Below are 22600 nucleotides of genomic sequence, written 5' to 3' on the forward strand. Positions count from 1 at the left end.
AGTTACTGCTAACATGTATCAAAAAATGTTTAAGATTGGATTCAAATTGAGATAAGAGGGGGAGATTAACGAATTGATGCTAAGTAATTAGTAAAAATTAGCGATGAAAGCTACTATGCAACAATAATAATTATTTTTGAAGTAGAGACATAAGTGAAATGTAGGAGAGAAAATTACATATATCATACGGGGAGACAACGTAATAGTAGAAATAAGAACAGTGAATAAGTGATTGTAAACAATGGGGTATTGAGACAACTATGTTTTATGTTATTCGTTCAAGGCTAATACTTTGTACACTATTGCATCTTTAGATGGTAATAGTAAAAAATAGATTTTTAAAATGATAGAAGTAGTAAAGGGGATAATAGAGAAATGAAAAAAATATTAAGTGTGCTTCTAGTTGTTTTCTTAACGTTTTCAGCGTGGTCTAGTGTATTAGTAAAGGCAGCTTCACCAACCAAAGGTTCTTTAACGATTCATAAGTACGAACAAGAAAAAGATGGAACAACAGGAGTAGAAGGTGATGGCTCCGCAAATCAAGAGGTTCCAACAAATGCGAAACCGTTAAAAGGTGTAACGTTTGAAGTAAAAAGGGTTGTGTCGTTTGAAAAAATTTCAAATGATGGGAAAATCGTGAAAGAAGATGTGGAACCTGTAACGGGGGCAACTCCATCTAAAGTAGTAACCGATGATAACGGACAAGCTGTATTAAAAGATCTTCCGCTAGGACGTTATGAAGTGAAAGAGGTGGCAGGTCCTCCACATGTTAACCTAAATCCAAATACGTATACAGTAGATATTCCATTAACGAATAAAGAGGGTAAGGTGTTAAACTATGATGTTCATATGTATCCAAAAAATGAGATTAAACGCGGTGCAGTTGATTTAATAAAAACTGGTGCAAACGATAAAGGATTAGCGGGTGCAGCATTCTCTGTATTTAAAAAAGATGGCACAGAAGTGAAAAAAGAGTTAGTAACGGATGCTAATGGTCATATTCGTGTGCAAGGATTAGAGTATGGAGAATACTATTTCCAAGAAACAAAAGCTCCGAAAGGCTATGTAATAGATCCAACTAAACGCGAGTTTTTTATTAAGAACTCCGGAACAATTAATGAAGATGGAACAATTACTTCTGGTACAGTAGTTAAAGTAGAAGTGAAAAACTATGAAGAACCAACTATTGATAAAAAGATTAACGGAAATTTGGAAGCGTTACCAATAAATCCGTTAACTAATTACAATTATGATATTAAAACATTAATTCCAGAAGACATTAAAGAATACAAAAAATATGTGGTAACAGATACTTTGGACAATCGTTTAGTGATTCAAGGAAAGCCAATCGTGAAGATTGATGGAGCGGAAGTAAATGCAAGCATTGTAGATGTAGCTGTAGAAGGTCAAAAGGTAACAGCTACAGTAAAAGATTTTACAAAATTAGATGGTAAAAAAGAATTTCATTTACAAATTAAATCACAAGTAAAAGAAGGAGTACCATCTAGTTCGGAAATTTTAAATACAGCAAAAATTGATTTTACAAATAAAAATGATGTAATTGGAGAAAAAGAATCTAAACCAGTAGTTGTTGTTCCGACAACTGGAATTATTGAGTTAACAAAAATTGATGGTGATGATAAGAAGAAATTAAAAGGTGCAGAGTTTGTACTTAAAGATAAAAATGGGAAAATAGTTGTTGTAGCAGGAAAAGAAGTGATAGGTGTATCAGATGAAAATGGTGTTATTAAATGGTCTAACATTCCATACGGAGACTATCAAATTTTTGAAACGAAAGCACCAACATATACAAAAGAAGATGGTACAACAGCTTCTTATCAATTATTAAAAGACCCAATTAATGTAAAGATTAGCGAAAATAATCAATCGGTTAAATTAGCGATAGAAAATAATAAAAGTGGATGGATTCTTCCAGTGACAGGTGGGATAGGAACGACTCTTTTTACTGTACTAGGCCTTGCGTTAATGGTTACAGCAGCGTTTGTTTTCTTTAGAAAAAAGTTTGTTAATAAATAAAGTTTTAGGAACATGTAACCATGTGATGTGAAAAGGGGAGAAGCAAAATGCTTTCCTCTTTTCGATATTTTAGTATATACAGAGGTGGAAATATGAAACGAAATCTTGTTTTAGGAGGTATTTTTTTATTTGGATTAGGTATTTTTTTATATCCTACTATTAGTAATTGGTTGGCGACTCGTGCTCATTATTCTGAGATTAGTTCTTATGATAAGAAGATTAAAGCGCTACAAAAGAAAGAAATTGAACGTAGGGAAAAAGAAGCAGCCGAATATAATAAACAAGTTCAAACTTCCACGAAAACATTTGCAGATCCATTTGCTGAGGAAAATAGTAATCAACAAGCGTATGCCGATGCGTTAAATTTAGGTGATGTAATGGGGTATATTGAAATATCGAAAATTAAAATAAAACTGCCAATTTATCAAGGTACCTCTGAAGAAGTATTGAGTCGGGGGATAGGTCATTTAGATTATTCGTCACTCCCGGTAGGTGGAGAGAATACGCACACTATTTTAACCGGGCATCGTGGTTTACCATCAGCAAAGTTATTTTCAGATTTAGATAAGTTGAGTGAAGGAGATCTTTTTTATATTCACTCTTTAGACAAAATTCTTGCCTATAAAGTAGATCAAATTAAAGTAGTTTTACCACACGAAACGGAAGATTTGCAAATTGTGGAAAATAAAGATTTTACTACATTAATTACATGTACGCCTTATGGAGTAAATACAAATAGATTGCTCGTTCGAGGTGAGCGTGTAGAGTTCAATCAGAAAGAAAAACAAGAAATAAGTACAGAGGTATTTATGTTTAATAAGTGGACGGTAATAGTTCCAATCCTATTGTTATGTGCGTTTCTAGTCGTAATTTATAAGAAAAAAATAACTAGATAGATTGTATGTATCCCGCAATAATGGGCAGTGGATCCATTAATTTAGGGATAAGTAAGGAAGGTATAGAAAGGATGAAGTAAATCCGCACTGATTAAAGTTCACTTTTTTGACTGTAGAAAAAATACGGTAAAGGTGGGAACAAGGAAATTGAGGCTACGATTAAAGCTGGTAAGTATTCATTTAATGGTTTTGTTAATGATATGTGTAAGTTTTGTTATATATGTACCAAAAGAAGTTTATGGATCCACGGTAGACTTAGAAGGTTTAGGTGATATATCGCGTTATAATGCAGTTATCTTTGGTAACCATAAAGCAGTTGGTGGAGACGTTGAAGGTGCAATCGCAGTTCAAGGTGATATGGATGCATCAGGTTATACGATTGTAGGTGCAGCGGCAGGTACATCTAATATAGTTGGTGAAAAATGGAGTGATGAGGCATATCCGTCCTTGTTATTGTCTGGAAAATTTAAAAAATCAAGAGAGGAATCTTTTATCATTCAAAACGGAATAGTCGTTATGACAAAAGAGAGTGATCCAGATCGTACAATACAATCTTCTTATGATCGTATTGTTTATAAAGAAAAACAAGAAATTGATGCCAAATTCAATGAGTTCCGTAACATAGTAAACCAAGTCAATCAAGATGCAGGTCAATATAAAACGAATACCCCAATTCCAAATATGAGTTTTGGCATCGGAAAAGAGATAAATAATCCTAATATTTATGTTTCATCAGAATTGACAGGGAAAATAAATTTAGAAATAAGAGATGTATTTTTACCCAATGCTAAGGACAAAGATTTTATTGTTATGCATTCGGATGCAAGAGAGGTTACATTTAAAAATGGGTCTATTCTATATGACACAAATAATATAGGAAGGGCTACGGATATAATTCCTACATCACAACCCTATTCTCCTGATTCACCGTTTACTGAGCTATATGGGAAAGTGATTTGGGTATTTCCTAATGCGAAAAAAATCACAGCAGAGGGGTATGGTGTTGTTGGAAGTGTATTTGCTCCAAATGCTGTATTAGAAACAAAAGGCGGTTCAATTAATGGACAAGCATTTGTCGGTGCAGTGCAACAAACTGGTGGATTCGAATTTCACAATTTCAAATTTAACTGGAAACATTGGAACAAGCCTAGTACTGGGAAAATAAAAATAAAAAAAGTAGATAGTAATAATGATGATAAAAAATTAGTGGGAGCAAAGTTTCATATAGAAGATTCAAACGGAAAAATAGTTGGAGAGCTAATAACAGATGAAAAAGGGGAAGCGATATCTAAAGATTTACCAATAGAAAACTATAGCCTAGTGGAAGTAGAAGCGCCTAAAGGTTACGAATTATTGAAAGATAAAGTGGCTGTAAAAATAGAAAAAGATAAAGTAATAGAAATGAAAATAGGAAATAAAAAATTGCCAGATCCAATAGGGAAAATAAAGCTTGAGAAAGTAGATACAAACGATAAAAATAAAAAGCTAGCAGGAGCAAAGTTTCATATAGAAGATTCAAATGGAAAAGTAGTTGGAGAGCTAATAACAGATGAAAAAGGAGAAGCGATATCTAAAGATTTACCAATAGAAAACTATAGCCTAGTGGAAGTAGAAGCGCCTAAAGGTTACGAATTATTGAAAGATAAAGTAGCTGTAAAAATAGAAAAAGATAAAGTAATAGAAATGAAAATAGGAAATAAAAAATTGCCAGATCCAATAGGGAAAATAAAGCTTGAGAAAGTAGACACAAATGATGAAAATAAAAAGCTAGCAGGAGCAAAGTTTCATATAGAAGATTCAAACGGAAAAGTAGTTGGAGAGTTAATAACAGATGAAAAAGGAGGAGCGATATCTAAAGATTTACCAATAGGAAACTATACCCTAGTAGAAGTAGAAGCGCCTAAAGGTTACGAATTATTGAAAGATAAGGTAGCTGTAAAAGTAGAAAAAGATAAAGTAATAGAAATGAAAATAGGAAATAAGAAATTGCCAGATCCAATAGGGAAAATTGAAATTGAGAAAGTGGATGACAAGGATATCAACTTAAAACTAAAAGGTGCTGTATTTCAAGTCTTAGATAAAGTAGGGAAAGAAGTTGCTAGATTAACAACAGATGAAAAAGGAAAGGTGATTTCCAGGCAATTAGTACTAGGAAAATATACGATTAAAGAAATAAAAGCACCAAGCGGATATATGTTACTTAGAGATCCAATAGAGGTAGAAATTACAGAGGCAGTAAGGATACAAAAAATAACAGTAAAAAATACGAAGAATAATTGGGTGATTCCTAATACTGGTGGCAGCGGTACAACAATTTTTTATGTGGTTGGTATTTTGGTGATTTTTGGTGCGTTATATTTCTGTAAGAAAAATCGTGTGTAAATAGTTATGAAAACAGTAGTATATAATGAACTGTTTTCATAAAGGTAGACAGATTTTGCATTAGACAATTTTAATGGCATGAGTTCGGTATTGTACCGGGCTCATGCTACTGAATTTCCTCTTAATTAGTTTTTTGTGATAATAATCATTATATTTTTATGACGTTTAACAATTCATTTTTTCGATAAAGTACCATATAACGGAATAATAGAAAAGTTACATTCGACTGAATGGTCTTATTTAATAAATCCAATTTGCTTCTTAGTTCATTCAGAAACTACTTTAAACTTTCTTCTCATATTAGAGGAGGGATATATGTTTCTTAATTTGTTGAAGCAGGAAAGGTTATAGTAAACATAGAATATATTAATGAATTGAAATGTTTACGGGGTGAAAATGATGGTAATAAAACAAGATGAAATTAAAGTAGTAGTTGGAGCTGGAGCGTTTAATAATAATCCAGGTTGGATTCAAACGCAAGAAGATGAACTTAATTTACTAGACAATACCACTTGGGAAGAAAGATTTGAATACAATTCCATTTCAGCTATTTTAGCTGAGCACGTATGGGAACATCTTACGTTTGAAGAAGGTGTAAAAGCAGCTGAAATTTGTTATGAATTTTTAAAACCATCAGGTCATATTCGATGCGGCGTCCCTGATGCGTTTTTTCCAGATGAAACATACCAAAATATAGTTCAAATAGGCGGACCTGGGCCGAAAGATCATCCTGCTGCAAGTCATAAAATAGTTTATAATTACAAAACATTAACGAAAATGTTTGAAACGGCTGGATTTGAGGTAGTTCTACTTGAGTATTGTGATGAAAATGGTCAATTTTATTACAACGAATGGGATGCGAATGACGGTGTTATTTTTCGTTCGAAAAGGTATGATTCTAGAAATCGAGGCGATAAACTTGGCTTTCCGTCGTTAATTGTTGACGTGATTAAGCGATAAGCGATTCAATAATTGCAAGTGTTAGTTACATAAGTTCATGAGTCGCAAATGCGGCTTTTTTATTTGTTTTGTAATCCTCTAATCAAAAAGGGAGAGGCCACATATGATAAGTGATTCTTAACACTATTTACTTTAAACTAAATTCTTCTCAAAAATCTTATGAAAATATTATATAGAGTAAATAATTCCACATTTTCTCGTGTTGAATTTTGTTTAGCGAATCTTTTCGTGAAAACGTTTGAGATGCGCCTATTGTATTAAAAATATGGAGAGAATATATAATCAATCAATTTTCAAAGTATCATGCACACATTAAATTAATATTTCATTGCCATAGAGATTTCTTTTATACATAAATTCGTGTAAAATAAAACAGGAACATACATTCTATACGAGGGTGAGGGGAATAAATATGTTAGCTGAGATAGAGAAACAATCTAATGGGTATATTGTAAAATTTGAACGCCAATTTCCTTATACGATAGAGGAAGTTTGGTCTGTGTTAACTGAAAACAGTAAGCTTAAAAAATGGATGTCTAATTTGCAGATTGAAAACCTTAAAACAGGTGGAATGATAAAGTTCGATATGATGGATGGTTCATTTTTAAATATTGATATTTTAGAGTGTCAACTAAATGCAGTACTTGAATTCAAATGGGATAAAGATCGTGTCCGATTTGAAATATATAAAGCAGGAAATGAATCCCTATTACTTCTTAAAGAATTCATTCATGAATTAACAGATCATACACCGAAAGATATTGCTGGTTGGCATATTTGTTTAGAACTTTTTTCTACCGTGTTAGAAGGAAAAGAGAAAGAATTTCCAAAAGACGAGTGGCAACAATGGTTTGAAAAATACAAGGTTAAGATTAAGATTCATGAACTGAAATGATAATTGCGTAATAGGTAACATTCATTGTGTAATTATTATATTATAAAAATGATTTTTTAAGGAAATAAGAATAGAGGTTAATATGAAAGTAAATCAATTAATTGCAAATAACATAAATAAATTAGATGCTATCATTCCGTTTAATAAATCACTTGGTATTGCTGGTTTATCTGGATCTGGAAAAACAACTCTTTGTCAAACAATTGGTGAAGAATCAAAGAAGCGTCTAGTTTCCTTATTGCCAAAGGCTGAATATCAATATTTATTTCCTAATATTATGGAAACTAATTTTAGTGCAATTAAAATGGAAGAAATGCCTTTAGTACTTTTTTTAGGGAAATCATCGATTTCTTCCAATCCGCGCTCGACAATTGGTACTCACACAGGTGTTTTTAAAGAGATTCGTGAAAAACTTGCTGAAGAATTTAATCTATCTCCTGAGGTTTTTTCATTTAATAATCAGTTAGGTTGGTGTGCTGCTTGTAAAGGGCGTGGTACTACTAAAAATATTGAGTGTAAAAAATGTAAAGGAAAACGTTTTAGTGAAGAAGTTGAACAACATACTATTGAGTTATTTGCTACACCACACACAATTTCGGATATTAACGATTTAAGTGTTGAATCTATTCTTTCATTAGCAGAAGAATTAAATATTAGCGAAGCAAAACAACATATACTACAAAATATAATTAATATGAACATTGGTTATTTAACATTAAATCGAATTATGGGTACGTTGTCAGGTGGAGAGTTAACACGACTTTATTTGGCTGAATTCATGGCGGTAAGTGAAAATGCTGTAATTATTATTGATGAGATTTCCGTGGGGCTTGATCACGAAACATTATTACAAATATTAGAAGAGATCAAAAAATTAGGGTGCAAAAATCAAGTTTGGCTCATTGATCATTCAGATACAGTACTGGATACAACGGATGAGCAAATGTTCTTCGGACCTGGTAGTGGAAAATATGGTGGGAAAATCGTAAAAGAATCACCAAGGCCAAAGCCAATACTATCGGAACGAAATTACGAAATACCAACAGAATATTATACATTCCATGAATTATATTGCCGAAATATCCAAATGACTGAGTTTCAGATTCCTAAAAATAGACTTGTAACTGTTACAGGAGAGTCTGGATGCGGGAAATCTACACTTGTCAATGAGTGTTTAGCTACAGATTTCTTGAAACGATATCCAAAAGATAAACTAGTTATGGTAGGGCAAGATCGAAACCAATCGATTACAAGTCGGTCAACCGTTGCGACTTTTCTTGATATTAAAAAGAAACTTACTAAATATGGTGAAGATATAGATGATATTTTTGAACGCTCGATTGAGGATATCATCGATGAACTTCCTAATGAAGATATTGCTTATAAACGCTTGAGCCTATTAATCAAACTTGGACTTGGCTATTTGACATTAGAGCGAAAAACACAAACATTATCAACGGGTGAGTTTCAATGTGTTCATTTAGTTTCTGAGTTATTTGCAAAAACAAGAAACCCACATACATTATTTATTTTTGATGAGCCTTCAAAAGGTTTATCACAAAATATTTTAAATCAATTTATAGATAGTGTTAGAGGGATATTGCAAGATGAATCAGTCTCTATCATTATGATTGAACATAATAGTTACATGTTAGAAAGCTCTGATTATATCGTCGATTTTGGAAAAAGACAGCTTGAATCTATAGAGCATCTTGATGTAGTAAGTCATGAGGATTATTATCATCAAAAAAGCAGTGTGAATAATACTGAGCAAATACATATTTCTTCAACACTGAATCAACAAAATGGAATTAATTACTTAGAAGAGAATCATATTGATTATTTTAAAAATGCAGAAAACATCTATAAGGGTGGCATATTAAAAAGCTTATCATCAATGGCTCGTTTAATTTACGGTGAATACGAATCTGATACAATTGCACCTGTTGTTGCTATTGATCTCGAAAGACATTTGTATAGTCAATATAGTTTCTTATATGAAATTGGTGGATTGATCAATCATATTGTAGCTGCTCATCCGACTAATAAAGATACGAGAAGTTTCGATTTCTATTCTCAGGATAATCATTGCCCATCATGTTCAGGACGTCTTAAGATAGAAATCTTTGATAAGGAAATTGTAATTCAAGATAAAAACATTCCATTTTGGGATGGTCTATTCGATCCTGAAATCATGAAAGTATTAAAATTTTATCAATATGAAAAAATAGAATTTCTATTTGAAGAAATTAAAGATGAGCTAGGTCACGATTTGACGAAGAGCTATAATGATATGTCTCAGGAAGAAAAACATACATTTTGGTACGGCTATTTTGATAAGTCCTTTTATGATAAAAAAGGAAAGACACGTAGAACATGGGTAGGGTTTAATACGATTATTGGTGGGTATATTGTCATTTCCAAAGCAGCTATTAAGGAAGCTATTAAGACTTCTAAAGAAATGATGACATGTCCAATTTGTGAGGGGACGGTATTAAACCACCATAAATCGCTTAAGTTTGGAGATAAAGATATTCGTGAAATTATCAATCAGCCGCTTGAAGAAGTATTAAAAATAGTAGGTGATTTACCTGCACTCGTTAAATTAAAATCCATTTTAGGTGACGAGATGATTCTAATAGAAGACGTTTCGTTACTACCTAGAGAAACACAAGTTGCACTGAAAATGTTTGAACTAGAGCAAGCAAGCTTTTCAAACTATGAAATGGTTTTACAAAATGTCTTACCATTCTGGGGCGAAGTTAAAGGTAATATCGAGTCAATCAACAATAATAATAAGGTGACTATTTGTGATTTCCAAAATATCAATGAAACAAGAGAAACTATCATAGATAAGTATTTCACAAATGGAAAATATAAAAAACTAACATATGTGTATGAAGCATTTGGTTTCAAAAAATTAGTTACCCAAATTAATAAAATTAAAAAAAGTAACCCATGTCCATTCTGTAATGGAAAGAAAGTTATAACCGAAGATAATCTGCATGATGGTGTATTTAAATTAACAATTCCGTGTGTAACTTGTAATGCAAGTGGTATTAATGATGAAGGGCTTAAAGAAATTATTGATGGCATAGATGTACAAACATGGTTAACTGGAAAAGTTAGTGATGTTGTGGATGAAAGCTTACGAACTGAGGATGTTGCAGACATTCTAATATTTAATAGAATTCGTGAGTTGAATAAGCGAGAAATGATGGCAGTTTATGAATGTCTGGAGAAAAATAATTAAATTAAGAAGAATAAAAAGTAGTGGTCAGTTAGGGATTAAAAACTCATTTGCAATAATCTGCAAATGAGTTTTTATGTGAAGAAGAGTTTCTTTAACATAATATAGGGGTACCTAAAACCTCAAAAGCGTCTAATTTTTCCTCTTTCGCTTATTTATAATTTCTAAATCTCGTTTGGAAAAAGTGTAGTAGGTTCCTAGCGCCCACTCATCTTCAGAAATTTGTATAAAGGCTTGTCGCTGTTCCGGTGTAAGTAATTCGCTACCTCTCACCATTTTCATACAGTATCATCTCATTTATGTAATTATTCAGTTAATTAGTTCGATTATGTATCAATAGAGTGTAGAAGACTGATAAAATCATAGTTAAGAGCGTCTCATAAGACTTGTCTCAAAAACGAGGTGATATTTTGCGAAAAATCGGTTATATACGTGTCAGTTCAACTAGTCAGAATCCTTCAAGGCAATTTCAGCAACTGAACGAAATCGGAATGGATATTATTTTTAAAGAAAAAGTTTCCGGAGCAACAAAAGATTGTGAGCAACTTCAAAAAATGTTAGAGGATATACAAGAAGGTGACATCATTTATGTTACGGACTTAACTCGGATTACTCGTAGTACACAAGATTTATTTGAATTAATCGATAACATACGGAGTAAAAAGGCAAATTTAAAATCCTTAAAAGATACATGGCTAGATTTATCAGAAGATAATCCCTACAGCCAATTCTTAATTACGGTTATGGCGGGTGTAAACCAATTAGAACGTGATCTTATCCGTATGCGGCAGCGTGAAGGGATTGAACTGGCTAAGAAAGAAGGAAAGTTTAAAGGTCGGTTAAAGAAGTACCATAAAAATCATGCAGGAATGAATTATGCAGTAAAGCTTTATAAAGAGGGAGATAGGACTGTAAATCAAATTTGTGAAATTACAAATGTGTCTAGGGCCTCATTATATAGAAAGCTATCGGAAAGGAACAGTTGATGAGTTATACCAAAAATCAGAAATATATAATAGAAAATAAATTCCATATAGAGGTGGAATTATATGCCTAAAATTGACAATATGTTAGCAATTCTATGGATGCTTCGCTCAGGTAAAAAAGTTACTGCAAAACAAATTTCAGAAAAGTTAGAGATGAATATAAGGACTGTGTATCGTTATATTGATACAATTTCAACAAGTGGCGTACCTATAATTTCAGAACCAGGACATAACGGTGGATACACTTTATTGAACAATTTTATTGAGGCTCCTCTTTTTTTTGATTTTGAGGAGCAAACTTCACTATTTCACGCTGCTGTTTTTGCGGAAGAAGCCGGATATTATGGAGGTGAAGCACTAAATAGGGCCATTTCAAAACTAAGTAAATACTCAAATCAAGAGCAGGAAGCAAAGATAAACCAACATTTAACTAGTCTAGAAGTAATAAGTCGATTAAGTTCACTCTCTATGGAACCTTTTTTGAAGGAGTTGGAGCAGGCCGTAGCTGACGGGTACTCAGTAAAAATTCTTTACTATAAAAGTGGCGAAAAGCAATTAAATTATAGATTGGTCGATCCGTACAGAATTATCTATTGGAATAATAAGTGGTATGTGATTGGATTTTGTCATCTTAGGAATGATATCCGTAGTTTTAGAGTAGATCGAATTGAAAGTCTAATGCTAACCGATAATAAGTTTAACCGGCCAGAAAACTTTTCAGCACGTGACTTTTTTATGAAAAATCTTCTTCCAACTATAGAAGATAAGGAAGGGATTATTTCTTTGGTTATTAATGGGGATAAAAGTGTAATGGCTGATATTTGCCAACATTGGTTTTTAGGACATTATTTACAAGAACGGACTTCAAATCAAGCAGTTTTTCTTCTTGAAAAAGATATGATACATACATATGTACCTTATTTACTTTTACCGTACAATAAATCTATTAAAGTTATTGAGCCAATAAGTCTTAAGAAAAGAATTATTGAAGTTCTGTCGGAATTAATAAAATTTCATCAAGTATGATAACTTCCCTGACGTTAACTGTCAGGGAAGTTATATTATAATAGCTATATCAATTGTGATTGGAGTGTTATTGGATGCAAACAAAAAAAGTTTTTCTATATGTATTTAATACAATGTCGGACTGGGAATATGGATATTTAATTGCTGAACTAAACTCAGGAAGATATTTCAAAAAAGATTTAGTACCTTTAAAAGTAATTACAGTAGGAGCTAATAAAGAAATGATTACTACTATGGGAGGACTGAGCATAAAACCAGATATTTCCCTTGATGAATATACTTTTGAGAGTAAAGATCTTTTGATTTTACCAGGAGGGACTACTTGGAGTGAAGAAATTCATCAACCTATCTTGGAAAGAATTGGCCAAGCTTTAAAGCTTGGCACTATTGTTGCTGCAATTTGTGGTGCAACTGAGGGCCTTGCGAATATGGGATACTTAGATACTAGAAAGCATACAAGTAATAATTTAGAATACACTAAAATGGTATGTCCTAACTATAAAGGAGAAAAGTTCTATGAGTTGAGATCTGCGGTATCTGATGCGAATTTAGTTACTGCATCAGGAATAGCTCCTTTGGAATTTGCGATGGAAGTACTGAAAAAATTAGATGTATTTGCACCCGACACATTACATTCATGGTATAACCTAAATAAGACTCATAAACCTGAATACTTCTTCCAGTTAATGAATTCAATAAATAGCTGAGCTAAAAAATAAACTTAGCAGTTTTATATTAGTTCAAATAAAAATAATGAAGTAACTGAAAAGCTCCCTTTCTCTATTTTGTTTTGCAGAGAAGTTGAGCTTTTTAATTTGGAATTTCCTTAACGTTGTAAATCCGCATTTTCCTGACGCTACCCCATATAGCAAGAAAAATCTATTTGTAATATTAATATAAATTATTCTTAAATTATTAAATTTTAAACTGAAAGGTATTACAGGTTTGCATTTATGTTTAAGTTTTTTTAGTCTTTCTAAGACGTTTGTCTGTGAGAGTTAGTTTAAAATCGTTAATTATAATTATTTATTATGTAATTATTGACGTATAAAAATGTTTTTGGGGGGATAATAATTTAGGTTATTTGGATAATATATGCTGCTTTTTTAGTGATTGTATAATTGTTAAATTTATCCTATGGACAAAACAAGTTTAATTAAAGGTCATTTAGAAATGTGTGTGTTATCTATTTTGTCGAAAAAGAAAAGTTATGGTTATGAAATTATGAAAGAACTTGAAGTACACAATTTAAAATTGAAAGGAGTAGGAAGTATTTACCCTATTTTAACTAAGTTAAAAAATCAAGAGTGGGTTAATACTTATCAAGAAGTAACAGACAGTGGTAAAGTTAGAATCTATTATGAAATTAATGAAAACGGGAAAATACGTCTTGAGAAGAAAATTAATGAATGGTTAGAATTGCAATCTGATATTCAAATATTATTAAAAAGCGGTTTGAAAGGAGACCTTCTGAAATGAGGAATGAATTAAACAGTAAAGAAAAGCAATTTTTAACTGACGTACTTAAGGAATTAGAGCAATACGATATCAGCTTAGAAGAAAGGGAAAATATTAAGCAACAAATATTAGAGCATATTCAAGAATGTCGTGAAAATGGGGAGGATAGTATAAATGATCTAGGTACGCCTCAATTATTTGTTCAAAATTTTTTAGAAATAAATGAAATTGACCTACAAGCTAAAATGAGACAACTTCAAAATGAAAAGGGAAATTCGAGCACATTTATCTTAGGTGGCATATTCATCGCAGTTATTACTTACCTCATCTCACAAACTACACTTTCACTATTTTTAACTGAATCATTTAACGGATCTAATAGCAAAAATACATTTAATTATAATCTTTTATATCGTATAGCAGAGAATCAATGGTGGAACTATGTATTAATAATGTTTAGTTTTACGCTCTCTATATTAGTATTTATTAGCCTAGTAAGTTATAAAAAAAGAAAGCTATCTAAAGTATAATGAAGAAAACTATCTATAAACTATTTCAAATTTGTATTCTTTGTAATGTATTAATATTATGTATCGTACATCCAAAGGTTTATGCTGAGCAAAATATTAAAGTTACTTTAGATAAGTACATTGAAAAATTTATAAAGGAGCAGAACATACCAGGAGCTTCTGTTGCAATTGTACATCATAAAGATGTATTCTTCGCAAAATCGTGGGGAATTACTGGAGAGTCTGAAAAAAAGGTAACAAGTAAAACGCCGTTTGCAATCGGTTCAATAAGTAAATCTTTAACAGGTTTAGCTATAGTCAAGTTAATAGAAGATGAAAAAATAAAATTAGAGGATTCAGTTCAACAACATCTTCCTTCGTTTAAACTAAAAAATACACAATCAACTTCAAATATAACAATCCAACATCTACTAACTCATACAAGTGGAATAAATACATATGAAGGCTTAGCATTATCAGATAAACAATTAAAGAGTTCTAAAGCATTAAAAGAAAATGTAATGAAACTTTCAAAAGTAAAATTAAATGCCCCACCAGGGGAAGAGTACCAATAGTAATGCAAATTATATGATACTTGGTGCCCTTATTGAGGCCGTCACAAATGAAACATATTCTTCATATATAGAAAAGCATGTTTTTCAGCCCTTAAAAATGAATGGCGCAGCGGCAAATAAAGATAGTGCATATGAAAAAGGCTATTTAACAGGTTATCAGTCGTGGTTTGGTATACCAAGAAAAAGTGTAGTGTCTTATGATAATGCTGGAGCACCGTATGGTTACATTACCGCGAATTTGGAAGATATGATTCAATTTATAATGTTTTTGAATCACCAAGAGCACACTCAATTTTTAAAGAAAGAAAGCATGGATCTTTATCTATCACCGCTTTATAAAATAAATTCAGAAAAAAGTTATGGGTTTGGATTAAGAACAACAAATATAAATGAAGGCGAAACGATGGTTTGGCATTCAGGATCAACGCCCGATGCTCGTGCAGAAATGTTTACTTTAAATAAAAGCGGCTGGGCTGGTGTGATTTTAACGAATAAAAATCATGTATTAGAAGAAACAGCACTAACGGTATTGAAAAAGGGGATTATTAGTATTTTGAACGGGGAAAAACCTGGTGATATCCCTAAAAACATACCATTCACACAAATTGTTATGTCGATAGTCACACTCTCACTCATTATTACATCAATTATGTTAGTGAAAAAGTATAAACGTAAGAAAACTTGTAAAAAAATAACTAGGCTGTTCGTTGGGAGTATATTTCTACTATTATCTATTATTTTGATCCCAATTCTTATTTATTACACAAATTCACCGTGGCATACGACTAAATTATTTGCAGCAGATGTAGCTTTACTCACTAGTATTATAGTGATGTTATTGACCGTAAATGGATTAATATCAATATGTATTGCATTGAAAAGTAAATTGGTAAATGAATCATAAGAGTTTTTAATTATATAAATATAACATGTTAAATGATCACTTAAAACGTTATAAATAGTTGACTCTCGCACAATGTCATTGTTTAAGCTTAAGTTGAGCTTCGAATAATTGTAATAAATAGGAGGAACTAATGTTCAAAATAGGGGATTTTTCAAAACTTTCTTCCATTAGCATACGTATGTTGAGATATTGCGATAAAGTGGAATTATTGCAGCCAGAAAAAGTAGATGAACAAAATAGCTATCGCTATTATTCCGCTGCACAATTAAAGAAAGTAAATCGAATCCAAACGTTAAAAGATATGGGATTTAATATTGCTGCTATTAAAGAAATAGTAGAGAGTGAAAATATTGAAGTAATAAAATCGCGATTTGTAAATCGTAGTGCTCAAATAAAGGAAGACATGCACAATCTCCAAAAACAATTACGTTTCCTCGAAGACTTACTGAAAACGATGAGAGAGGATTTTGTTGAGATGAACTATCATGTTTCGTTAAAAGAAATTCCAGAAAGAAAAGTAGCAAGCGTTAGAAAGGTTATTCCATCTTATAATTACGAAGGAGATTTATGGAGTATTTTAATGCAAGAAATTAATGTTAAGAATATTAGTATAGCTAATCCAAGTTATAGTATTGCTGTCTTCCATGATCAAGAATACAAGGGAAATGATGTAGATGTAGAAATACAGCTAAATATTTTAGGGAAGTACGAAAATACAAAAGATGTTCATTTTGAAAAGATTGAGCCAATCAAGGTAGCATCTATAATAGTAAACGGAAGTTATGAACAAATGACAGACGTAAATGAAGCAGTGGCAAAATGGATTGAGGCGGCAGGTTATGAATTAACGGGATCGATGTTTAATATTTATCATGTTAGCCCCGCGATGGAATCGAATCCTAATAAGTGGGTTACTGAAGTTTGTTATCCAATTAAATAATGATAAAGAAAAATGGCATTATTGATATGCCTTTTTTCTTTAGGCTCTTTTCGTAAATAATGTTGCTTTATTGCGTAAGAATTTTATCCTTATTGATTTCATGAGATTTTTACGCATAATTGTAACTAAGGGAGATGATTCCAATTTGAGTAAACAGAATATCAGCACAACAGTTTCAGGAGATTTAATTGTTACCCATCTAATTGGCAAGATTAAAACAGATGATGTTTATGAATGGTTTAATGGCTTCGAGCAGGTTTGTCAGCAATTTATTTCTGAGGGTCGAAAATTCAAATTGTTGGTGGATAGAAAAGGATACACACCAAATTATTTTTCTGTTCAAAAAGTATGGAAAGATAAGTTCTTCAATGAAACCATTTTGAATCACAGTAAGGCAATTGCGTTTCTCCTTGAAGAAGGGGAGATAATGAATTATTTACAACAATCCAATACAAAAGAATCTGTGAAATTCTTTGATGATTATGAACAAGCATTAATTTGGTTGAATGAATATCCAATATAAAACCTTTATTGAACCAGTTGCTCTCAATCAACTGGTTTTTTATGCCCGTAATGTTGCCGTTGTCATAAAATTCACTTGCTTACAAGCTTCCAACACTATTGTTTTTCTTCGCAGATTGAAGATCCTACATTATTAGATCAGTTTCTAAATTAATAATACCAGCCTCCTCAATACTAGTTAATCTAAGGAGGCATTAAATTTTTATAAATTAGTGATATGTGTATCCTCCATCAGGAAACAATAGATTGCCTGTAGTAAAGCTATTTTGCATTAAATACAGGACGGTATGTGCAATTTCATCATTATGTCCAGGTCTCTGTACAAGAGAAAGAGATTTATAATCTTCATAATCAGCTAGTCTTTTTTCGTTTTGTTCATTCTCTCTTTGTATTGTTCCAGGAGAAACAACATTAACTCTAATCGGTGCTAATTCAACAGCTAAAGCTTTCCCTAAACTTTCAATAGCCCCATTACAAGCACCATAAGCAGGCGCACCTTTAAGTGGTCTTTGACTAAATGCACCAGACATTAACACAATGGATCCATAGTTTGAAAGAAAAGGAATTGCATATTTTACGGCATAATATTGTGGCCAAAACTTTCCGATAAAGCTGCTTTCGGCGATATCATCCGTAGCAGTTATTGGTCCAAGTGTGTAAGAGGCTCCTGGTGTGAATAAATGATCAATATTACCAACTTTCTTAAAAAAATTTTGTAACTGTTTCTTATTTTGATTATCCAATACATAAGTTTGAAGACGATTGTTATTAATATATTCTTGAGCAGCCTTTAACTTTTCTTCCGAGCGCCCTGCAATAATAACATGTGCTCCTTGTTCGATTGCTTGTTTCGCCGTAGCTAATCCAATACCAGAACTCCCACCAATGATAACGATATGCTTATCTTTTAATACAGTAATAGACATGATTAAACATCTCCCTTAATATAAGATTTAAAATAAGTCGTGTTAATTTTATTATTCGTTAAAGAATGACTACTGAAAAGTACGCACTTTATATGTACTTAGTCGCAAATTTCGTACTAATCGCTAGTTGTACGGATACATAATAAAAAATTACTGGGGGGAGTCGTGAGGAAAATGAATTTAGAGGAACCGAAATTAAAAGGGGTAATAGCAACATTACAAATAATCGGAGGTAAATGGAAACCACTCATTTTATTTATATTATTAACAGATGGAACGAAACGGTTTGGTGAATTAAAGCGATTAATACCAGACATTTCTCAAGGAACATTAGCGAAGCAGCTTCGTGAATTAGAGCACGATCAACTAATAAAACGCGAAATTTATCAAGAAATACCACCTAAAGTGGAATATAGCTTATCTGAACATGGTAAAACAGTCAGTACTGTTTTAGATAGTATGTGTGGTTGGGGAAGAGGACATTTAGAATATATCGATAAAAACAAATTATAATATTATTATGTAAACTAAATGTGGTGTGTCGAAACATATCGTTTTAATAATTTGTATTTTATAATATATAATTAAATAGTGTTATAGGTTATTATATATGCAGTCTTCCAGATGAGGTGATATAGATGAAATGCTGTATCGTTCGAAGTAACTAGTTGTTCGGGGCTGAAAAAATGCGTAGCAGATATAAAAGGAGACATAGGCCCTTTTACGATAAAATCAACTATGAGTCTATTTCAAGGATCATCATAATTAAACATTTGATACATTTTTGCAAAGGGGAAATAATAAAATGAACGAATTAGAGTATAAAAACTTTTATGATAAAGTGGGAAGATTAAACGGATGCGACTTTAGTAAATTAAAATGTGAAACTGTAGGAGACATCTGGGACTTTTATGATGAAGTAAAAACAAGATGTAAACCAGCAGACATTCTACTTGATGTTGGTACAGGTGGAGGCGAAAATGTACTAAAAATAGCATCTTCAGCTGCATCACTGATTGGAATAGATAATTCTAATGGAATGATCAAAACAGCACATTTTAATTTGAATAAAGCAGGTGTACAAAACGTTGAATTTCTCCAAATGGATTCTGAAGTTTTAACGTTTCCGCATGCTCATTTTGATATTGCTTCAAGTTGTCATGCGCCGTTTGTAGCATCTGAATTGGCAAAAGTAATGAAAAAAGGTGCTTTTTTCTTAACACAACAAGTTAGCGAACATGATAAATTAAATCTTAAAGAAGCATTTGGTAGAGGGCAATGTTTAGATGAAAGAGATGGTACGTTAAAAGATAAGTATATGGGTGAACTTATTAGTGCAGGATTTGAACTCGTACAAGTACGTGAATATGATGTAACCGATTATTACAGTACTCCTGAGGATCTCATTTTCTTATTAAAACATACGCCTATTATTCCTAGATTTGGAGAAAAAGAAGAGGACTTTAATATTTTACAAAAGTTCATTGACGCTAATAGTTCTGAAAAAGGTATTCGTACGAATTCAAAAAGGTTTATGATTATTGCTGTTAAATCATAGTGTATTTTAACGTAAAAGCTGATTTTCTTTAAAAGAAAATCAGCTTTTTTTGTGGAAAAGAATGCAGGGAAAACTGACAGTATAGTAAAAGTAATTCCTGATACTACACATTTGTTACACTGGGATAAACCAGAAGTTGTTATAGAGGAAATTAAAAGTAATTGGAGCTAACATATTCATACTAAAGTTGTAGTTTTTATATAAAAAATCAATCCTTCCGTTTGATTTTATCTATTTATAAGTGTAATACAATAAGAATAGATAGTAAGAAACAAGGGGGAATGTAGTGTGATTACACATATATCAGATATAAAACTACAAACGGTTTCCATAGAAGGGGTAAAACAAGTTTATAAAGACATATTATCTTTTCCAATAAAAAAAGAAACCGAATCATATATTCAATTTGAAGTAACACCGTATACAACAATTAGTTTTCAAGAAGTATATGAACCAATTGCACCTGCGCATTTCGCTTTTGAGATCCCATATTCAAAGTTTCATGAAACGGCAAAATGGCTTAAAGAGTCTGGATTACTCATTGTGAAATGGAAAGATGGTCATACAATTGGTGAGGAGAATGGTCTATTCAATTTATACTTTAAAGATGGTGATGGAAATCTTCTCGAAATTATTGCACATAGTTATGTTAAAGAAGATGTATTAGTCCCGCATTCACCGTTAAACATTTTATACGTAAGGGAAATTGGTCTTCCGGTTAAAAGTGTACCTGTATTTACGGAATGGTTGAAATCAAATCTAGACATGAAAACGAAGGAAGATGGGGATATTTTCAACTTTGTTATAGGTGGCACTGCATATATCATCGCAACCTGGTGGCAGCGACCTTGGATTCCCGTTGCGATGAAAGCTTTACCACCGAAAGTACATGTTTCATTCGGAACACCGGATCATGCGTTTTTACAACAAATCCAAAATAACTTTAAGAAAAATGTTGTTCCATTTGAAAGTAAACATACTGAAGTATTGTTTATTCAACAAGGGTATTCATTTTCTGTTTTGCATACACCGGAGTTTCATTCCGATATTCCTAGAAAATTAAACTTACCACTTTCTATATAATTATAGGTAGGGGTAAGTTTTTTTTATTTTCATGAAGAAGGATATCAGTATAATTAAACTGAATTTATAGAGGACTATAAGGCGTTATTCTAATTTACTGTAAGGAGAGAAATGAATTGAATCTAGGAAATCCGATAGCCAAAGGAAATACGGCTGAAATTTATCTTTGTGATAATAAAGTTGTGAAATTGTTTAAAGAATACCTTCCTAATACAGAATCTCTATACGAAGCACAAAAACAAAAGTATGCATATTCATGTGGTTTACACGTTCCTAAAGTATTTGAAGTTACAGAGATACAAGGTAGACAAGCTATTATTATGGAATATGTAGAAGGTGAAAGTGTTGGTGAGCTTTTGCTTAATAATTTGAGTAAAGCGGAGCATTATATAAGTATATGTGTTAGTGTACAACAAAAGATTCATGCGATCTGTGTGAGATCGCATGAAATAGAGCTGATGGAAAAGAGGCTTTATCGTCAAATTAATTCTGTTCATAATCTGGATGAAAAACAAAAGGGAAATATATTAAAAAATTTAGATTCAATCACATTTGAACCTAAATTATGTCATGGTGATTTACATCCGTTTAATTTAATTATGAGTAATGGTGATATAAAAATTATAGATTGGGTTGATGCTAGTTCAGGTGATATTCGTGCAGATGTGTTTCGGACATACTTATTGTATTCACAGAATTCAGTGGAATTAGCTGAAATGTATTTACATATATATTGCAAAAATACAGGTTTATCAAGAGATGAAATTTTCCAGTGGGCTCCTATAATTACTGCGGCTAGATTGGCAGAGAATAAATCTCTATAAATAAAAGCTATCTTCATTTCTATATTTTTTCTTGCTAATTCTTTTCGATTTGTCATATACTAAAAAGAGACCAAACGTTTTCTTTTAGGAGGACACTATGCGTAAAGGTGAATTAACAAAAAGAATGATTCTTGATCGTTCCTCTGCCCTGTTTAATGTAAAGGGGTATAGTGGTTCTTCAATTTCTGATATTATGCGAGAGACTGGATTAGAGAAGGGTGGCATCTATCGTCACTTTAAAAATAAAGATGAATTAGCTATTCAAGCTTTTCAGCACGCAACCTCACAAATGGAGGTGCGTTATGTCGAAGAAATAAAAAAAGCATCCAATACGTTTGATAAGTTAAAAACTTTTATTTCTGTTTTTACATCTCTCGTTCATAATGATCCTCTTCCTGGAGGTTGTCCAATCATGAACGTAACGTTAGAAGCAGATGATGCCCATCCTCCCATGGCAGAACAAGCACAGATAGCAATGAATCAATTACTTGGAATGATTGAAAAGATTATTACAAATGGAATTGAGAAAGGTGAGTTAAAACCAGATACGCAAGCAAAGCAGATTGCTATCATCTGGATTTCTTCTCTTGAAGGAGCACTTGCTTTGTCACGCTTATACCAAGATACAGTCTATATTGATACAGTATCGTCACGACTTTTAGATGAGTTTAAAAAACAAATTACGGCCAAGTAAGCCGTAATTTTTATCGTAAAAAAGAGACCGTTCAGTTTCTTTTTTGAGGGGGTGATCCTGAATAGAAATTCCATGATGGAACTATGAAAAAACGGATGAGAGAAGAATGGTACTTTTACAAAATTGTAAATTGAAAAATGTGTAGAGTATGAACGATTTCGGCCTACCTGTTTCT

19 protein-coding genes and 3 pseudogenes are annotated in these 22600 nt (G+C 32.1%); 20 read left to right on the forward strand and 2 right to left on the reverse strand.

Annotated elements, in window-relative coordinates; translation table 11 throughout:
- The first annotated feature begins 375 nt into the window (after positions 1-375).
- The 6 genes from KPL75_RS26585 (at position 376) to KPL75_RS26610 (ending at position 10423) form a co-directional block, all read left to right on the forward strand.
- Complete coding sequence (locus KPL75_RS26585) at positions 376-2037, forward strand: SpaA isopeptide-forming pilin-related protein (protein ID WP_219918591.1); 1662 nt, start codon at positions 376-378, stop codon at positions 2035-2037.
- A 92-nt stretch (positions 2038-2129) separates the two neighbouring features.
- The gene (locus KPL75_RS26590; protein ID WP_195743292.1) at positions 2130-2933 is read left to right on the forward strand and encodes a class C sortase; all 804 of its coding nucleotides are present in this window, start codon (positions 2130-2132) and stop codon (positions 2931-2933) included.
- A gap of 147 nt (positions 2934-3080) precedes the next feature.
- Positions 3081-5315 carry a SpaA isopeptide-forming pilin-related protein gene (locus KPL75_RS26595; RefSeq protein WP_219918593.1) on the forward strand — a complete coding sequence of 745 codons (2235 nt, stop codon included), beginning with the start codon at positions 3081-3083 and terminating at the stop codon, positions 5313-5315.
- A 396-nt stretch (positions 5316-5711) separates the two neighbouring features.
- Entirely contained in the window at positions 5712-6275 is a 564-nt protein-coding gene (locus KPL75_RS26600) for a class I SAM-dependent methyltransferase (protein ID WP_219918595.1), read from the forward strand.
- A gap of 412 nt (positions 6276-6687) precedes the next feature.
- Positions 6688-7170 (forward strand): SRPBCC family protein, encoded by a 483-nt coding sequence (locus KPL75_RS26605; RefSeq protein WP_219918597.1) that lies wholly within the window; start codon positions 6688-6690, stop codon positions 7168-7170.
- A gap of 82 nt (positions 7171-7252) precedes the next feature.
- Positions 7253-10423 (forward strand): ATP-binding cassette domain-containing protein, encoded by a 3171-nt coding sequence (locus tag KPL75_RS26610; protein WP_219918599.1) that lies wholly within the window; start codon positions 7253-7255, stop codon positions 10421-10423.
- A gap of 135 nt (positions 10424-10558) precedes the next feature.
- Here KPL75_RS26610 and KPL75_RS26615 read toward each other — a convergent pair.
- A pseudogene (locus tag KPL75_RS26615) lies at positions 10559-10702 on the reverse strand (DUF4158 domain-containing protein); the annotation flags it as partial.
- Positions 10703-10830: 128 nt separating this feature from the next.
- On the opposite strand from KPL75_RS26615, the gene KPL75_RS26620 reads away from it, so the two are divergent.
- From KPL75_RS26620 to KPL75_RS26655, 8 genes and pseudogenes are all read left to right on the forward strand, one after another.
- A complete protein-coding gene (locus tag KPL75_RS26620; RefSeq protein WP_219918602.1) occupies positions 10831-11406 on the forward strand; it encodes a recombinase family protein in 576 nt (191 codons plus the stop codon).
- Positions 11407-11469: 63 nt separating this feature from the next.
- The gene (locus KPL75_RS26625) at positions 11470-12432 is read left to right on the forward strand and encodes a helix-turn-helix transcriptional regulator (protein ID WP_219918605.1); all 963 of its coding nucleotides are present in this window, start codon (positions 11470-11472) and stop codon (positions 12430-12432) included.
- A 74-nt stretch (positions 12433-12506) separates the two neighbouring features.
- On the forward strand, positions 12507-13139 hold the full coding sequence (locus KPL75_RS26630) for a type 1 glutamine amidotransferase family protein (RefSeq protein WP_219918614.1): 633 nt from the start codon (positions 12507-12509) through the stop codon (positions 13137-13139).
- Positions 13140-13569: 430 nt separating this feature from the next.
- Positions 13570-13911, forward strand: a complete 342-nt coding sequence (locus KPL75_RS26635; RefSeq protein WP_016095396.1) for a PadR family transcriptional regulator — start codon at positions 13570-13572, stop codon at positions 13909-13911.
- Positions 13908-14420 carry a DUF1129 domain-containing protein gene (locus tag KPL75_RS26640; RefSeq protein ID WP_219918617.1) on the forward strand — a complete coding sequence of 171 codons (513 nt, stop codon included), beginning with the start codon at positions 13908-13910 and terminating at the stop codon, positions 14418-14420. The genes KPL75_RS26635 and KPL75_RS26640 overlap by 4 nt, the downstream gene beginning before the upstream one ends.
- Positions 14420-15878, forward strand: a pseudogene (locus KPL75_RS26645) (serine hydrolase domain-containing protein). The gene KPL75_RS26640 and the pseudogene KPL75_RS26645 overlap by 1 nt, the downstream one beginning before the upstream one ends.
- Positions 15879-16008: 130 nt before the next feature.
- On the forward strand, positions 16009-16818 hold the full coding sequence (locus KPL75_RS26650; protein ID WP_219918622.1) for a MerR family transcriptional regulator: 810 nt from the start codon (positions 16009-16011) through the stop codon (positions 16816-16818).
- 100 nt (positions 16819-16918) lie between these two features.
- Positions 16919-17341: an STAS/SEC14 domain-containing protein gene (locus KPL75_RS26655; RefSeq protein ID WP_258237059.1), complete on the forward strand. Its 423-nt coding sequence runs from the start codon at positions 16919-16921 to the stop codon at positions 17339-17341.
- A 208-nt stretch (positions 17342-17549) separates the two neighbouring features.
- Here KPL75_RS26655 and KPL75_RS26660 read toward each other — a convergent pair whose 3' ends face one another.
- Complete coding sequence (locus KPL75_RS26660; RefSeq protein WP_219918626.1) at positions 17550-18266, reverse strand: SDR family oxidoreductase; 717 nt, start codon at positions 18264-18266, stop codon at positions 17550-17552.
- Positions 18267-18440: 174 nt separating this feature from the next.
- Here KPL75_RS26660 and KPL75_RS26665 point away from each other — a divergent pair, with 174 nt between their 5' ends.
- The 6 genes and pseudogenes from KPL75_RS26665 (at position 18441) to KPL75_RS26690 (ending at position 22425) form a co-directional block, all read left to right on the forward strand.
- Positions 18441-18779 (forward strand): winged helix-turn-helix transcriptional regulator, encoded by a 339-nt coding sequence (locus KPL75_RS26665; RefSeq protein WP_219921174.1) that lies wholly within the window; start codon positions 18441-18443, stop codon positions 18777-18779.
- Between the two features lie 292 nt (positions 18780-19071).
- On the forward strand, positions 19072-19824 hold the full coding sequence (locus KPL75_RS26670; protein WP_219918628.1) for a class I SAM-dependent methyltransferase: 753 nt from the start codon (positions 19072-19074) through the stop codon (positions 19822-19824).
- 69 nt (positions 19825-19893) lie between these two features.
- Positions 19894-19995, forward strand: a pseudogene (locus KPL75_RS26675) (alpha/beta hydrolase); the annotation flags it as partial.
- A gap of 117 nt (positions 19996-20112) precedes the next feature.
- Complete coding sequence (locus tag KPL75_RS26680; protein WP_219918631.1) at positions 20113-20907, forward strand: VOC family protein; 795 nt, start codon at positions 20113-20115, stop codon at positions 20905-20907.
- Between the two features lie 116 nt (positions 20908-21023).
- Complete coding sequence (locus KPL75_RS26685; RefSeq protein ID WP_219918633.1) at positions 21024-21731, forward strand: aminoglycoside phosphotransferase family protein; 708 nt, start codon at positions 21024-21026, stop codon at positions 21729-21731.
- 97 nt (positions 21732-21828) lie between these two features.
- Complete coding sequence (locus KPL75_RS26690) at positions 21829-22425, forward strand: TetR/AcrR family transcriptional regulator (protein ID WP_219918636.1); 597 nt, start codon at positions 21829-21831, stop codon at positions 22423-22425.
- The last annotated feature ends 175 nt before the right edge of the window (positions 22426-22600 follow it).

The sequence above is a fragment of the Bacillus sp. NP247 genome (assembly GCF_018966865.1).
In the GTDB taxonomy this organism is placed as follows: domain Bacteria; phylum Bacillota; class Bacilli; order Bacillales; family Bacillaceae_G; genus Bacillus_A.